Annotated in this window: 12 protein-coding genes; 4 read left to right on the top strand and 8 right to left on the bottom strand. The window is 64.0% G+C overall.

The window, feature by feature from the left end:
- Positions 1-4 precede the first annotated feature (4 nt).
- The 7 genes from AAFG13_RS42245 to urtA all read right to left on the bottom strand — a co-directional run bounded on the left by AAFG13_RS42245 (position 5) and on the right by urtA (position 6,646).
- Positions 5-355: a zinc ribbon domain-containing protein gene (locus tag AAFG13_RS42245; RefSeq protein ID WP_342710677.1), complete on the bottom strand. Its 351-nt coding sequence runs from the start codon at positions 353-355 to the stop codon at positions 5-7.
- A gap of 101 nt (positions 356-456) precedes the next feature.
- The gene (gene fmdA, locus AAFG13_RS42240) at positions 457-1,686 is read right to left on the bottom strand and encodes a formamidase (protein WP_173641970.1); all 1,230 of its coding nucleotides are present in this window, start codon (positions 1,684-1,686) and stop codon (positions 457-459) included.
- Between the two features lie 25 nt (positions 1,687-1,711).
- Complete coding sequence (gene urtE / locus AAFG13_RS42235; RefSeq protein ID WP_342710676.1) at positions 1,712-2,401, bottom strand: urea ABC transporter ATP-binding subunit UrtE; 690 nt, start codon at positions 2,399-2,401, stop codon at positions 1,712-1,714.
- A 12-nt stretch (positions 2,402-2,413) separates the two neighbouring features.
- On the bottom strand, positions 2,414-3,169 hold the full coding sequence (gene urtD / locus AAFG13_RS42230) for an urea ABC transporter ATP-binding protein UrtD (RefSeq protein ID WP_063695194.1): 756 nt from the start codon (positions 3,167-3,169) through the stop codon (positions 2,414-2,416).
- Positions 3,170-3,181: 12 nt separating this feature from the next.
- Positions 3,182-4,318 (bottom strand): urea ABC transporter permease subunit UrtC, encoded by a 1,137-nt coding sequence (gene urtC / locus AAFG13_RS42225; protein WP_342710675.1) that lies wholly within the window; start codon positions 4,316-4,318, stop codon positions 3,182-3,184.
- A 17-nt stretch (positions 4,319-4,335) separates the two neighbouring features.
- Positions 4,336-5,262 carry an urea ABC transporter permease subunit UrtB gene (gene urtB / locus AAFG13_RS42220; protein WP_092125363.1) on the bottom strand — a complete coding sequence of 309 codons (927 nt, stop codon included), beginning with the start codon at positions 5,260-5,262 and terminating at the stop codon, positions 4,336-4,338.
- 121 nt (positions 5,263-5,383) lie between these two features.
- Complete coding sequence (gene urtA, locus AAFG13_RS42215) at positions 5,384-6,646, bottom strand: urea ABC transporter substrate-binding protein (protein ID WP_050400067.1); 1,263 nt, start codon at positions 6,644-6,646, stop codon at positions 5,384-5,386.
- 167 nt (positions 6,647-6,813) lie between these two features.
- Here urtA and AAFG13_RS42210 point away from each other — a divergent pair, with 167 nt between their 5' ends.
- The 4 genes from AAFG13_RS42210 (at position 6,814) to AAFG13_RS42195 (ending at position 12,913) form a co-directional block, all read left to right on the top strand.
- Positions 6,814-10,182: an ATP-binding protein gene (locus tag AAFG13_RS42210; protein ID WP_212310882.1), complete on the top strand. Its 3,369-nt coding sequence runs from the start codon at positions 6,814-6,816 to the stop codon at positions 10,180-10,182.
- Positions 10,172-11,098: a response regulator transcription factor gene (locus tag AAFG13_RS42205; protein ID WP_212310883.1), complete on the top strand. Its 927-nt coding sequence runs from the start codon at positions 10,172-10,174 to the stop codon at positions 11,096-11,098. Before AAFG13_RS42210 ends, AAFG13_RS42205 begins: the two co-directional genes overlap by 11 nt.
- Before the next feature lie 96 nt (positions 11,099-11,194).
- The gene (locus tag AAFG13_RS42200) at positions 11,195-12,073 is read left to right on the top strand and encodes a LysR family transcriptional regulator (protein WP_212310884.1); all 879 of its coding nucleotides are present in this window, start codon (positions 11,195-11,197) and stop codon (positions 12,071-12,073) included.
- A gap of 165 nt (positions 12,074-12,238) precedes the next feature.
- On the top strand, positions 12,239-12,913 hold the full coding sequence (locus AAFG13_RS42195) for a peroxiredoxin-like family protein (RefSeq protein ID WP_212310885.1): 675 nt from the start codon (positions 12,239-12,241) through the stop codon (positions 12,911-12,913).
- 53 nt (positions 12,914-12,966) lie between these two features.
- On the opposite strand, the gene AAFG13_RS42190 is transcribed toward AAFG13_RS42195, so the two are convergent.
- Positions 12,967-13,953, bottom strand: coding sequence for an AraC family transcriptional regulator (locus tag AAFG13_RS42190; protein ID WP_212310886.1), 987 nt, complete (start codon positions 13,951-13,953; stop codon positions 12,967-12,969).
- Between the last annotated feature and the right edge of the window lie 54 nt (positions 13,954-14,007).

Below are 14,007 nucleotides of genomic sequence, written 5' to 3'. Positions count from 1 at the left end.
CCCGTCAGTGGCTGATCATCCAGGGACGCGCGGTCGGAAAACCCTTGGCGCCGGTCTTCGTCTTGGTCATCAGCCGCGCCGGCTTCTTCTTCCCCGTCGTGGAGCAACAGCCGCAGCCCGGGCCATGCGCGGCCTTGTACTGATCGAGCGTCTTCGGCGCGTGCTGGCTCTGCTCGTTGGTGGCGTGCGCCTTGCGCTTGTCCGAGGGCATGCAGAAGAACGCCGGCGCAGTGAGGATCACACGCGGCGACGTCGTATCGCATTGCGGGCAGTCCTGCGGCAGGTCGCATTCCGCCATCGGCCGCATGTCGGTGAACGGGCCGCAATCGTTGCAGAGATATTCGTAGATCGGCATTTCCTTAATCCTTGCGCAGTCGTGTGTGACATCCGGCGATGGATGCGGGGCGGCCAATACGCAGCCGTCCCGCACCCGTCGCGCAGGGATCACTTGAAGCTTCACTTGTCGGGCGAAATCGGCATCTGCACGTCGCCCTTGATGTGCTTGATCGGACCTGCCGATGACGGCATGACGTCGAAGTCGAAGATCTCGGTCGGCAGCCAGAGTGTGGCGCAGGCGTTGGGCACGTCGACCACGCCGGAGATATGGCCCTGGCACGGCGCGGTGCCGAGGATCGAATAGGCCTGGGCGCCGGAGTAGCCGAACTTCTTCAGATACTCGATCGCGTTGAGGCAGGCCTGGCGATAGGCGATGTGCACGTCGAGATAGTGCTGCTTGCCCGCCTCGTCGACCGAGATGCCCTCGAAGATCAGATAGTCCTTGTAGTTCGGCGTGATCGGCGACGGCTTGAACACGGGGTTCTTGATGCCGTACTTCGAGACGCCGTCCTTGATGATGTCGACCTTGATGTGCAGCCAGCCGGCCATCTCGATGGCGCCGCAGAAGGTGATCTCGCCGTCGCCCTGGCTGAAATGCAAATCGCCCATCGAAAGCCCGCCGCCCGGTACATAGACCGGGAAGTAGATCTTCGATCCGCGCGACAGATCCTTGATGTCGCAATTGCCGCCATGCTCACGCGGCGGCACGGTACGGGCGCCCTCAAGACCGATCTTGGCCTTGACGTCACCCTTGGCCTGGCCGGCATGCGCGGTCGGCGCGAACGGCGGATTGGCGAGGCCCGGCACGCGGGTCGGGTTGGTCGCGATCAGCTCGGCTTCGCGCTTGTTCCAGGCCGCCAGCATCTTGGCGTCGGGCAGACAGCCGATCAGGCCGGGATGGATCAGGCCGGCGAAATTGACGCCCGGGATGTGACGCGACGAGGTGTAGAGACCCTTGATGTCCCAGATCGACTTCTGCGCCAGCGGGAAATGGTCGGTGAGGAAGCCGCCACCATTCTGCTTGGAGAAAAAGCCGTTGAAGCCCCACAGGCTCTCCTTCAAGGGACCGACGTCGAGCAGGTCGACGACGAGGAGATCGCCGGGCTCGGCGCCCTTGACGCCGATCGGACCGGACAGGAAGTGCACGATCGACAGATCGATGTCGCGCACGTCATCGGCGGAATCGTTGTTCTTGATGAAGCCGCCGGTCCAGTCGACGGTCTCGATGATGAAGTCGTCGCCCGGGCTGACCCACTCGACGATCGGAACCTCCGGATGCCAGCGGTTGTGAATCTTGTCGTTTTCATAGGCCGACTTGCTGAGATCGACCTTGATCAGTGTATCAGGCATCGAGATGCTCCCCTTCGTTTACTGGTTAGATGGACAGATATTTCGAGATCTGTGCGGCATCGACGCTGGCGCGCGGATCGTCGCGGACGATCTCGCCGTTCTCGATGACGAGCACGCGGTCGGCGATGTCGAGCGCGAAGCTCAGGACCTGCTCGGAGACGACGATCGACAGCCCCCGCTCGTCGCGGATCCGTTTCAGGGTGCGCGCCATGTCCTTGATGATCGACGGCTGGATGCCTTCGGTCGGCTCGTCGAGCAGCAGCACCTTCGGCTTGGTCGCCAGCGCGCGGGCGATCGCGAGCTGCTGCTGCTGCCCGCCCGAGAGATTGCCGCCGCGGCGGCCCTTCATTTCGAGCAGCACCGGGAACAGCTCGTAGATATCGCCGGGCACCTCGGAGCCGCCGGAGACCACGAGCCCGGTCTCGATGTTCTCCTTCACCGTCATGGTGGAGAAGATCATCCGGCCCTGCGGCACGTAGGCGAGCCCCTTCGCCACCCGCTCGTAGCTCTTCATCGCGCCGAGCTCGGTGCCGTCCATGGTCACCTTGCCGCTCTTGACCGGCAGGATGCCCATCAGCGACTTCATCAGCGTGGTCTTGCCCATGCCGTTGCGGCCCATGATCGCAACGATCTCGTTGGGCGCGACGGAGACGTTGAGGCCGTGCAGCACCTCGCTCTGGCCGTAGGCGACGTGAAGATCATTGATTGCCAGCATCGTTCCAGTTCCTCAGTGGCCCAAATAAACTTCGATCACCTTCGGATCGTTCTTGACGTGCTCCATCGTCCCCTCGGACAGGATCTGGCCCTGATGCAGGACCGTGACCTTGTGCGCGATGTCCTCGACGAACTTCATGTCGTGCTCGATCACCAGCACCGAGCGATCCTTGATGATGCGGTTGAGCAGCTCGGCGGTCTTGGCGCGCTCGGAGACGCTCATGCCGGCCACCGGCTCGTCGAGCATCAAGAGGTCCGGGTCCTGGATCAGCAGCATGCCGATCTCGAGCCACTGCTTCTGGCCATGGCTGAGCTGGTCCGCATAGGTGTTGAGCCGGTCCTTCAGGAAGATCATCTCGGCGACCTCCTCGACCCGCTGCTTCACCGCGTCGTCACGCTGGAAGGTCAGCGAGCCGAACACCGTGCGGCCGCGCGGGTAGGAAATCTCGAGGTTCTCGAACACGGTGAGATCCTCGAACACCGACGGCGTCTGAAACTTGCGCCCGACACCGGCCTGCACGATCTCGTTCTCGCGCAATCTCGTCAGCTCCTGGCCGCGGAACTGGATCGAGCCTGACGTGGCCCGCGTCTTGCCGCAGATCAGGTCAAGCACCGTGGTCTTGCCGGCGCCGTTCGGGCCGATGATGACGCGGATCTCGTTCTCCTCGACATAGAAGGAGAGATCGTTCACCGCCTTGAAGCCGTCAAAGGACACGGTGAGTCCGGAGACCGCGAGCAGGAAATCCTTGGGCTGATGGCCGACGAGCATGATGATCCCTCCTCACTCGGCCGGTGCGCCGTCGGCGATAAGCCCTGCCGCCGATTTCGATTTGCGTGATGCGAACATGCGATCGATGCGGGGCTGGATATGGTCCGCCCAGATGCCGGAGAGCCCGTTCGGGAAGGCGAGCACGACTGCGATGAACAGCGCGCCGAGGCCGAACAGCCAGAGCTGCGGGAAGGATTCCGAAAGGCTGGTCTTGGCGAAGTTGACCAGCAGCGCGCCCCAAACCGCACCGAAGATCGACATCCGGCCGCCGACCGCGGTGTAGATCACCATCTCGATCGACGGCACGATGCCGACGAAGGACGGCGACATGAAGCCGACCTCGAGCGTGAACATGGCGCCGCCGATCGCCGCGAACACCGCCGCGGCACAGAACGCGAAGATCTTGAAGTTGGCGACGCTGTAACCGGAGAAGCGCACGCGATCCTCCTGCTCTCTCATCGCCACCAGGATGCGCCCGAGTTTTGTCAGCCGGATGAATTGCGCGGTAACGATGCATCCGAACAGCAGCACAACCTCGACGAAATACAGAATGAACTTGGCGTGATCGGTGCGGATGTCCCAGCCGTGCAGCGTACGCAAGTCGGTGATGCCATTGATGCCGCCGGTGTAGCCCTGCTGCCCCACGATCAGAATGGTGAGAATCGCCGCGATCGCTTGCGTGATGATCGCAAAGTACACGCCGCCGACCCGGCGCTTGAACATCGCAGCGCCGATGATCAGCGCGAACAACGCTGGAACCAGCAGGATCGCCAGCACCGTGACCGGAAAACTGTGGAACGGTTTCCAGAACAGCGGAAGCTGCGTGATCTGGTTCCAATCCATGAAGTCCGGGATGCCCGGCGTCGACTGGATCTTGGTGTTCGCGACCGAGGACGCCTCGAGCTTGAGGTACATCGCCATGCAGTAGCCGCCGAGACCGAAGAACACGCCCTGCCCCAGGCTCAGGATGCCGCCATAGCCCCAGCACAACACGAGGCCGATGCCGACGAAGGCGTAGGTCAGGTATTTGGCTACCAAATTGAGGCGGAAGATATCCAGCGACAGCGGCAGGATGAGAAGCAACAGCACCGCGAGCGCAAGGAAGCCGAGCAGTTCGGAGCGATTGAAAAAGCGCGAGTTGATGACCATGACCTGCCTGCTTGTTCTTATTTGCGGACCTTGAGCGCGAAGAGCCCCTGCGGACGCACCATCAGGATCGCGACGATGGTCAAGAGCGTGATCACCTTGGCCATCGATCCCGACAGGAAGAATTCCAGCGTCGATTGGGTCTGCGAGATCGAGAAGGCGGAGGCGATGGTGCCGAACAGCGAAGCGGCGCCGCCGAACACGACGACCAAGAAGGTGTCGACGATGTAGAGCTGGCCGGCGGTCGGCCCGGTCGAGCCGATCATGGTGAAGGCCGAGCCCGCAATGCCGGCGATGCCGCAACCCAAGCCAAAGGTGTAGCGATCGACCTTCTCGGTATTGATGCCGACGGCGCCTGCCATCACGCGGTTCTGCACCACGGCGCGCACCTGCTTGCCCCAGCTCGACCAGAACAGCACGTAGGCGACCGCGATCGTGATCAGCATGGTCAGCGCCATCACGAACATGCCGTTGATCGGGATCTGGATCGAGTCGGTTGCCTGCCAGGAGCCCATCATCCATTCAGGCAGCTCGACGCCGACCTCGCGCGCGCCGAAGATCGAGCGATAGGCCTGTTGCAGGATCAGGCTGAGACCCCAGGTCGCCAGCAGCGTATCGAGGGGGCGCTTGTAGAGATGGCGTATCAGCGCCCATTCGACCAGCATGCCGAGCGCGCCGGAGGCGATGAACGCCAGGATCATCGCGATGAAGAAGTAACCGGGGAACAGCCAGGGCGCGACGTGCTGCACGGCGTTCGACGTCATCCAGGTGACGTAGGCGCCCAGGATCATGAACTCGCCATGGGCCATGTTGATGACGCCCATCTGGCCGAAGATGATGGCAAGCCCCAGCGCCATCAGCACATAGACGGAGAACAGGATGAGCCCGGCAAATCCCTGCATCGCAAGGATGGCGCCGAGATCGCTGATCGAATAGTCGCCGAACATCTGGTCCTCCGTCATTCCAAAGGGCACGCGCCGCCGGTCAAGCGACGCTCGTTCCGTGGCGTGGACGATGACGTCCACGCCGCGACGCGTTGAAGTGAGGTTGCGCTTTAAGCGCCAGAACTCACTGGTAGCCCTTGGGGAACGGATCCGGCTCGACCAGATCGGCGGTCTCGTAGATCAGCTCATACTGGCCATCGGCCTTGGCGCGTCCGACGCGGGTCTTCGACCACAGATGATGGTTCTCGTGGATCCGGACATAGCCTTCCGGCGCGCCCTTGAACTCGACACCGGGGGAAGCCGCAGCGATCTTGTCGATGTCGAAGGAGCCCGCCTTCTCCACCGTCAACTTCCACAGCCACGGACCGAGATAGGCGGCCTGCGTCACGTCGCCGATCACGGTCTTCTCGCCCCACATCTTCTTGAACGCGGGCACGAAGGCCTTGTTGTTCGGATTGTCGAGCGACTGGAAGTATTTCATGCAGGCATAGGCACCGGCGATGTTCTCGCCGCCGATGCCGTCGATCTCGTCTTCGGTGACCGAGATCGTCAGCAGCGTCTGCTTCGACAGGTCGATGCCGGCCGCCTTGAGCTGCTTGTAGAACGCGACGTTCGAGCCGCCGACGATGATCGCGTAGATCACGTCCGGCTTGGTCAGCTTGATCTTGTTGATCACCGAGTTGAACTGGGTCGAGCCAAGCGGGAAGTATTCCTCGCCGACGACCTTGCAGCCCTGCAGATGGTTCTCGATGTGCTTGCGCGCGATCTTGTTCGAGGTGCGCGGCCAGATGTAGTCCGAGCCGAGCAGATAGAAGCTCTTGGCGCCCTTGGTCTTGTTGACCCAGTCGAGGCCGGCGATGATCTGCTGCGTCGCCTCCTGCCCCGTGTAGATCACATTCTTGGACTGCTCGAGGCCTTCGTAGAAGGTCGGATAGTACAGCATGCCGTTGTACTGCTCGAACACCGGCAGCACCGCCTTACGCGAGGCCGAGGTCCAGCAGCCCATCACGGCCGCGCATTTGTCGTTGACCAGGAGCTTCTTCGCCTTTTCCGCGAAGGTCGGCCAGTCGCTCGCACCGTCTTCCTGGATGAACTTGATCTTGCGGCCGAGCACGCCGCCGGCGGCGTTGATCTGCTCGATCGCGAGCTTCTCGGCCTCGACCGATCCGGTCTCGGAGATCGCCATAGTGCCGGTCACCGAATGCAGGATACCGACCGTGACTTCGCTATCGGTGACTGCAAGACCCGTGGTGTTGACCGCGGAGGTTGCAGGAACGTCGGCAAAAGCGGGACGCCCCAGCATCGAAACAGCCGGCAAAGCCGCCATTCCCATCAAGAGCTTGCGGCGGAGCGGAGACTTCAGGCCTGGTTTGGTTTCGTCTGACATGAGCACCCCATTGGTTCGAGAACGCTTATTGATCGGGCGAGGATTGCTCACTTTTGTGCAGCGCACTGATACGTGAGATCGCGTATACTGCACCGCAAAATAGCGACGTAGGTTTTTGGTACGGGATTTGCCCGCGATCAGAGCATCGTGGACCAGGAGTAGAGCGAGTGGCAGGGCGGCAGCGGATTGACCGCGTCAGGCGCCAATATAATCAATGGGTCGCCAACCAGACGCTGGAAGACTATGCGCTGCGCTTCACCGCCAAGAGCGCGCGGCGCTGGTCCGCCGCCCGCGTCGCCAACACCGCGCTCGGCGCGATCTCCTTCCTTGCGCTCGAGGCGATCGGCGGCACCATCACGCTGAACTACGGCGCGATCAACGCCTCCGCGGCGATCCTGGTCGTCAGCGTCATCATCTTCCTCTGCGGACTGCCGATCGCCTACCATGCCGCGAAAAGCGGCATCGACATCGACCTGCTGACCCGCGGCGCCGGCTTCGGCTATATCGGCTCGACCATCACCTCGCTGATCTACGCTTCCTTCACCTTCATCTTCTTCGCGATCGAGGCCGTGATCCTGGCCAGCGCGCTGGACATGTGCTTCGGCATCCCGCGGCCGATCGGCTACCTGATCAGCGCGGTCGTGATCATTCCGCTCGTCGTCTACGGCATCACGCTGATCAGCCGCTTCCAGCTCTGGACCCAACCGCTGTGGGTGATCCTCCACATCATGCCGTTCGCGGCGATCGCCTGGGCCAATCCGCATTCGTTCACCGAGTGGCGCAAGTTCGCCGGCGAGCACGGCGATCCCGCGGGCAACCTCGATCTCCTGCTGTTCGGCACGGCGGCCTCGGTCGTGTTCGCGCTGGTGGCGCAGATCGGCGAGCAGGTCGACTTCCTGCGCTTCCTGCCGCGCGACCGCCGCACCTCGCGAAAGGCCTGGTGGATCGCATTGCTCAGCGCCGGTCCAGGCTGGATCGTGCTCGGCGCGCTCAAGCTGCTGGCCGGCTCGTTCCTCGCGTTCTTCGCGCTCAGCCACGGCGTGTCCGCCGAGCACGCGGCCGAGCCCGCGAACATGTATCTGGAAGCCTTCCGCTACGTGCTGTCGCAGCCGGATCTCGCAATGGCGCTGACCGGGACGTTCGTGATCCTGTCGCAGGTCAAGATCAACGTCACCAACGCCTATGCCGGCTCGATCGCCTGGTCGAACTTCTTCTCCCGCCTCACCCACTCGCATCCCGGCCGCGTGGTGTGGCTTGTCTTTAACGTCGTCGTCGCGCTGCTGTTGATGGAGATCGGCGTCTACAAGGCGCTGGAGCAGACGCTGGCGCTCTACTCGAACGTCGCGATCGCCTGGGTCGGCGCGCTGGTGGCCGATCTCGTCATCAACAAGCCGCTCGGCTTGCGGCCGCAGCATATCGAGTTCAAGCGCGCCCATCTCTGCGACATCAATCCGGTCGGCGTCGGCGCCATGACGATTGCGACCGTGGTCTCGATCAGCGCGTTCTACGGCCTGTTCGGCCCGACCGCGAAGGCGCTGTCCGCCTTCGTCGCGCTTGCGGTCGCCTTCATCGCGGCGCCCCTGATTGCGTGGGCGACCGACGGCAAGTATTACATCGCACGCAAGCCGAAGCGGAGCTGGCAGAACCTTGAATCGATCCAGTGCTGTATCTGCGAGCATGCGTTCGAGCCCGAGGACATGGCCGCCTGTCCGGCCTATGCCGGCCCGATCTGCTCATTGTGCTGCTCGCTCGACGCCCGCTGCCACGACCTCTGCAAGCCGCATGGGCGGATCGGCGCGCAAGTCTCGGACGCGCTGGGCAAGGTGATGCCGCAGCCGATCTACGCCCGCATCAATTCGCAGCTCGGACATTACCTCGGCGTGTTCGCCGTCTCGGCCGGCCTCGTGGCGCTGGTGCTCGGCCTGATCTATCTGCAGACCACGGCGGCCGTGCATGCCAACGAACTATTGGCCGACGTGCTGTGGAAGGTGTTCTTTGCGCTGACCCTGATCATCGGCGTCGTCGCCTGGCTGTTCGTGCTGGCGCAACAGAGCCGGCGCGCCGCCGAAGACGAAACCCGCCGGCAGACCACGCTGCTGATCCAGGAGATCGACGCCCACAAGCGCACCGATGCCGAGCTGCAGCGCGCCAAGGAAGTGGCCGAGGCCGCCAATCTCGCCAAGAGCCGATACGTCGTAGGTCTCAGTCACGAACTTCGCTCGCCGCTGAATGCAATCTCCGGCTACGCGCAGCTGCTGGAGCAGGACGACAGCCTCCCGGTGCGGCCACGCGGGCAAGTACGCGTGGTCCGCCGCAGCGCGGACCATTTGTCGGGACTTATCGACGGCATTCTCGATATCTCCAAGATCGAGGCTGGCCGCCTCTATCTTTCGCGCGATGAAGTGCGGCTGAACGATTTCCTCGAGCAGCTGGTCGGCATGTTCCGCCTGCAGGCCGCGGCCAAGGGCATCGACTTCGTGTTCAGGCGGCCGGCCGTGCTGCCGGTCGTGGTCTATGCCGACGAGAAGCGGCTGCGGCAAATCTTGATCAACCTGCTCTCGAACGCGATCAAGTTCACGCAGACCGGCAAGGTGCAATTCGTGGTGCATTATCGCAGCCCGGTCGCCGAGTTCGAGGTGATCGATACCGGGCCGGGCATCCAGCCCGACGACCTCGAGCGGATCTTCGCCCCGTTCGAGCGCGGCGCGCTTGGCGTCAGCCAGCCGCAGACCGGCACCGGGCTCGGCCTCACCATCAGCCGCCTGCTCGCGGGCGTGATGGGCGGCGACATCAAGGTCCTGAGCACGGTCGGCACCGGCAGCACCTTCCGCGTCAAGCTGCTGCTCTCCGAGGTCACCAATCCACGCCGCGATGCGCCGGTCGACGCTCCGGTGTACGGCTATCACGGCCCGCGCAAGACGATCCTGATCACCGACGATGACCCGACCCACCGCGACCTCCTGCGCGAGATCCTGGCGCCACTCGGCTTCATCCTGCTCAGTGCACCGGACGGACCGGGCTGCCTTGCCCTCGCGCAGCATTGCCGGCCGGACATGTTCCTGCTCGACATCTCGATGGCGGGCATGGACGGCTGGACGGTCGCTGAAACCTTGCGCTCCGAAGGCCATCATCAGGCACGAATTCTGATGATCTCGGCAAGCGCGCTGGAAGCCCACGGCGCGCCGCTGGCGCAACCGTTCCACGACGGCTACCTCATGAAGCCGATCGATATCCCGCGGCTGCTCGAGAGCATCCGCCAGCTGCTCAAGATCGAGTGGCAGTATGAGGCCGAGCAGATTCCGCCCCCGCAATGGAAGCCCGACACTGGTTCGCGCCCGCCGGTGAAATATGTCGAAGAGCTGATCAGCCTCGGCCAGCTCGGCTATATCAGGGCGATCCAGCTCAAGCTCGACGAGATCGGCAACGAATGTCCCGAACATGCCGATTTCGTCGGCCAGATGCGCACCCTGATCGACCGGTTCGATCTTGATCAATATATGGCGACGTTGAAAACATTGCACAGCTATGACCATTGAACAGCGAAAGCGCGACGTCGCGCTCGTCGTCGACGACTCGCCCGAGACGTTGCGCCTGCTGACCGACGCGCTCGACGGCGCCGGCATGACCGTGATGGTCGCACTCGACGGCGCCTCCGCGATGCGCATCGTCGACCAGATCACGCCCGATATCGTGCTGCTCGATGCCGTGATGCCCGGCATGGACGGTTTTGAGACCTGCCGGCGGCTGAAGCGCGACGCCGGGCTCGACGGCGTCCCGATCATCTTCATGACGGGGCTGGCCGAAACCGAGCACATCGTGCGCGGGCTGGAGGCCGGCGGCGTCGACTATGTCACGAAGCCGATCGTGGTCGAGGAAATGCTGGCGCGCATCCGGGTGCATCTCGCCAATGCGCGGATGACGCAGAGCGCCCGCGCCGCGCTGGACGTCTCCGGCCGCTATCTGCTCGCGGTCAACAGCTCAGGCGCGCTGCTGTGGGCGACGCCGCAGGCACAGCGGCTGCTGTCGGATACGCTCGCCGACGCTGCCGACAATTTCGTGCTGCCGGAGCCGATGCCGCAATGGCTTGAACAGGCGCAGAAGGGCAAAGCCGGAGGGAAGACCGCAACGGTGGCGCCATTCCCCGGCAGCGAGCAGCTTCGCCTGCAGTTCATGGGCAAGCTCGGGCCCAACGAATTCCTGCTGCGGCTGGCCAAGGACACCAGTGGCGACATGCCGGCCGAGTTCTCCAGCGAGCTCGGCCTGACCACCCGCGAGGGCGAGGTGCTGTCCTGGCTCTCCAAGGGCAAGACCAACCGCGACATCGCGCAGATCCTGGGCTTAAGCCCGCGCACCGTCGACAAGCACCTCGAGCAGATCTACGCCAAGCTCGGCGTCGAGAACCGCACCGCCGCCGCCGCGATCGCGGTCAATGCGAGGCATCGCAAGTCGTAGCCTGCCGGCTCCACTGCCGGCGCACGTCTGGAAATGGCCAATCGCCTCGGACCGTGACAGGATGGGCATGATCGCTCATTCCTGCGGAGAATAGCCATGGATCGTCTGGCGGCGATGGAGACGTTCGTGCGGGTGGTCGAGACCGGCTCGTTCTCCGGAGCGGCGCGACAGCTCCGGGTCGGCCAGCCGGCAGTCTCGAAATCGGTCGCGCAGCTCGAGGAATTTCTCGGGGTCAAGCTGCTCACGCGTTCGACCCATGGCCTCACCCCGACCGAAGCGGGGCTCGGCTATCTCGAGCGCGCCAGGCGCGCGCTTGAAGAGGCGGCCGAGGCCGAGATCGCGGCGCGCGGCGCCGGAGCCGGCCTCAAGGGCCGATTGCGGGTCTGCGCCGCCGTCACCTTCGCCCGCATCCATCTCATTCCGATGTTGCCGAAGTTTCTCGCGCAGCACCCGGAGCTGGAGCTCGAAGTCGCGCTCGACGACCGCCAGATCGATCTCGTGCAGGAAGGCATCGACGTCGCACTGCGGATGGGCAAGATGACGGATTCGGCGCTGACCGCCCACCGTGTCGCCAGATGCAAGCGCCTCGTACTGGGCACGCCGGCCTATTTCGACCGCGCCGGCACGCCGGCCGCGCCGAGCGAATTGAGCCGGCACCAGGCCGTCGTTTATCTCCGCGAGGGCAGCGTGTGGTCCTTTCAACGCGAGAGCACCGAACTTGCCGTCACGGTGCGGAGCCGGTTGCGGGTCACCGCGGCCGAAGGCGTCCGGGCTGCGGTGCTCGCCGATGCCGGGCTCGCGATCGCCTCGGAGTGGATGTTCACCCCCGAACTGAAAGCGGGCACGGTGCGTGCGGTCCTGCCGGAGTGGAGCCTGCCCGCGCTCGATCTCTGGGCCGTGCTTCCGACCGGGCGCGCCGCGACTGCCAAGGCCCGCGCATTCGTGAACTTCTTCGAGCGCAGCTTCAATGCATGACGCGTCATCCGCCGGTTGAAGCAGTTCGCGCCTATTCCGGCCAGGAATAAGCGCTAGTCCAGCGGCAGCGCTACCCTGCGCGGCCATCTCCGTTAGCTTCCTGCGTGTGATTTCAACAAACGGACGGCGCTGCCGTCCACCACGCAGAAGCAAAGGAGAACCGCCATGTCGCTGCAAGCCAAGCTCGACGCTTTCAAGGCCGATTTCGAAGCCGGAAAGCCGCCCTACAACGTTCCGCCAGCCGTCATCGAGATCATGCACCGCGCCACCGCGGAGCTGATCGCATCCGGTGCCGCCCAGCGCGCCAAAAAGGCGGGCGATGTCGCCCCTGCTTTCTCGCTCCGGGATCCCGACGGCAATGTCGTCAACTCGGCCGACCTGCTGAACCGCGGTCCGCTGGTGCTCAGCTTCTACCGCGGCGTCTGGTGCCCGTATTGCAACATGGAGCTGCAAGCGCTCGAAGCCGCCAAGCCGGAATTCGACAAATACGGCGCGTCGCTGGTCGCGATCTCGCCGCAGACCGCGCCGAACAGCCGGAAGTCGGTGCGCCAGAACAAGCTCTCCTTCCCGATCCTGTCCGACGCGAAGGGCCAGATCGGCGACGTCTTCGGACTGCGCTTCCGTCTGCCCGACTATCTGGTCGAGCTCTACAAGCAGCTGAAGAACGATCTGCCGACCTTCAACGACGATCCGAGCTGGACGTTGCCGATGCCGGCCCGCTACGTCATCGGACAGGACGGCGTGATCCTCTACTCGGAGGTGAACCCCGACTATACCCGCCGCCCGGAGCCCGAGGACATGATCGCAGTTCTCCAGCAAGCCGCCGCCGTCAAGGCATGACAGCGCGCAGTGCGGCCGGTGGCGATCGCCCATCGGCCGCTGCCCGACGTGGGTCAAGCTTGTGCGGCGCGTTCCGGATCACCCGGTGCGGCGACACTCGCCACAGCATCCGGCTCTGACGGTTGCACCTTTCGCCACTGCGCCGGCGTCACGCCCATATGGCTCTTGAAGGCGCGCTGAAAGGCGGCCTCGGACTGGTAGCCGACCATCTCCGCAACGGCGCCGGTCGAACGCGACGATCTCTTTAACTCGTTCGCCGCAAGCGTCATCCTGATATCGGTAAGCAGATCGCTGGCCGATCGCCCAAGCTTCTCCTGGAACTGCCGTGCAAGCGTGGCGCGCGACATGTTGCAGAGACGCGCCAGCTCCGGCAGCGACCATGCGCGCGCAGGCTGGTTGAACATGGCCGCCACCGCCGGCGCAAGGCGGGGATCGCCGACCAGTGCAAGCAGACCGTGTGACCTGTCATCGGTCTCACTCGCAAGCCGCAGCACAAGCGCAAACATCGCCGTGGACAACGCGTCCAGCATGGCGCGGCCGCCGAGATGATCGTCGGCCGTTTCGCTGCGCATCAGGGACACGAGCCCGGCGAGCTGTGCGGCCGTTCCCTTTCCCGTGCGCGGGCCGGCATGCACGACAAGACGCGGCGGAAGATAGGTGCGCAGCAGACGGTCGTGCGGGGGTGCAATCGCGAAGTGTCCGCACAGCAAATCAAGCCGTTCGTCCGAACCCAGGTTTTCGCTGATCGTGAAATTCTGTGCCGCCCGGTTGCGCGCCGGCAGCGGTGCCGCCCCGCTGCCGTCATGCATCACGTGTCGCGGGTTGCCTGGCAGCAGGAGAATGTCGCCGGTCTTCAGCAGCAACGGCCGACCGCCTGCGGGATCGTCCAGGATCGCCGAGCCGGCAAGCACCGCATGATAGGGGATCTCGTTGGACGCGCCCGGCCCCTGGTCGATGCGCCAGGGCACGCTGTAGCTGCAACGCAGATCGAGCCGCCCACGCACCGGCATCATCGCGAACAGCCGGCTGAGCCAATCCATGGCAGTCCCCCAAAGCGACCGGATTGAGACGATTGAGCATATATGTGCGCCTAA

This window comes from Bradyrhizobium sp. B124, assembly GCF_038967635.1.
GTDB lineage: Bacteria > Pseudomonadota > Alphaproteobacteria > Rhizobiales > Xanthobacteraceae > Bradyrhizobium.
Note: the sequence above shows the minus strand (reverse complement) of the source record. Positions and strands in the feature narration are given on the sequence as shown.

Coding starts and splice junctions, on each gene's coding strand:
- AAFG13_RS42245 (WP_342710677.1), bottom strand. CDS start 355: ATGCCGATCTACGAATATCTCTGCAACGATTGCGGCCCGTTCACCGAC.
- fmdA (WP_173641970.1), bottom strand. CDS start 1,686: ATGCCTGATACACTGATCAAGGTCGATCTCAGCAAGTCGGCCTATGAA.
- urtE (WP_342710676.1), bottom strand. CDS start 2,401: ATGCTGGCAATCAATGATCTTCACGTCGCCTACGGCCAGAGCGAGGTG.
- urtD (WP_063695194.1), bottom strand. CDS start 3,169: ATGCTCGTCGGCCATCAGCCCAAGGATTTCCTGCTCGCGGTCTCCGGA.
- urtC (WP_342710675.1), bottom strand. CDS start 4,318: ATGGTCATCAACTCGCGCTTTTTCAATCGCTCCGAACTGCTCGGCTTC.
- urtB (WP_092125363.1), bottom strand. CDS start 5,262: ATGTTCGGCGACTATTCGATCAGCGATCTCGGCGCCATCCTTGCGATG.
- urtA (WP_050400067.1), bottom strand. CDS start 6,646: ATGTCAGACGAAACCAAACCAGGCCTGAAGTCTCCGCTCCGCCGCAAG.
- AAFG13_RS42205 (WP_212310883.1), top strand. CDS start 10,172: ATGACCATTGAACAGCGAAAGCGCGACGTCGCGCTCGTCGTCGACGAC.
- AAFG13_RS42200 (WP_212310884.1), top strand. CDS start 11,195: ATGGATCGTCTGGCGGCGATGGAGACGTTCGTGCGGGTGGTCGAGACC.
- AAFG13_RS42195 (WP_212310885.1), top strand. CDS start 12,239: ATGTCGCTGCAAGCCAAGCTCGACGCTTTCAAGGCCGATTTCGAAGCC.
- AAFG13_RS42190 (WP_212310886.1), bottom strand. CDS start 13,953: ATGGATTGGCTCAGCCGGCTGTTCGCGATGATGCCGGTGCGTGGGCGG.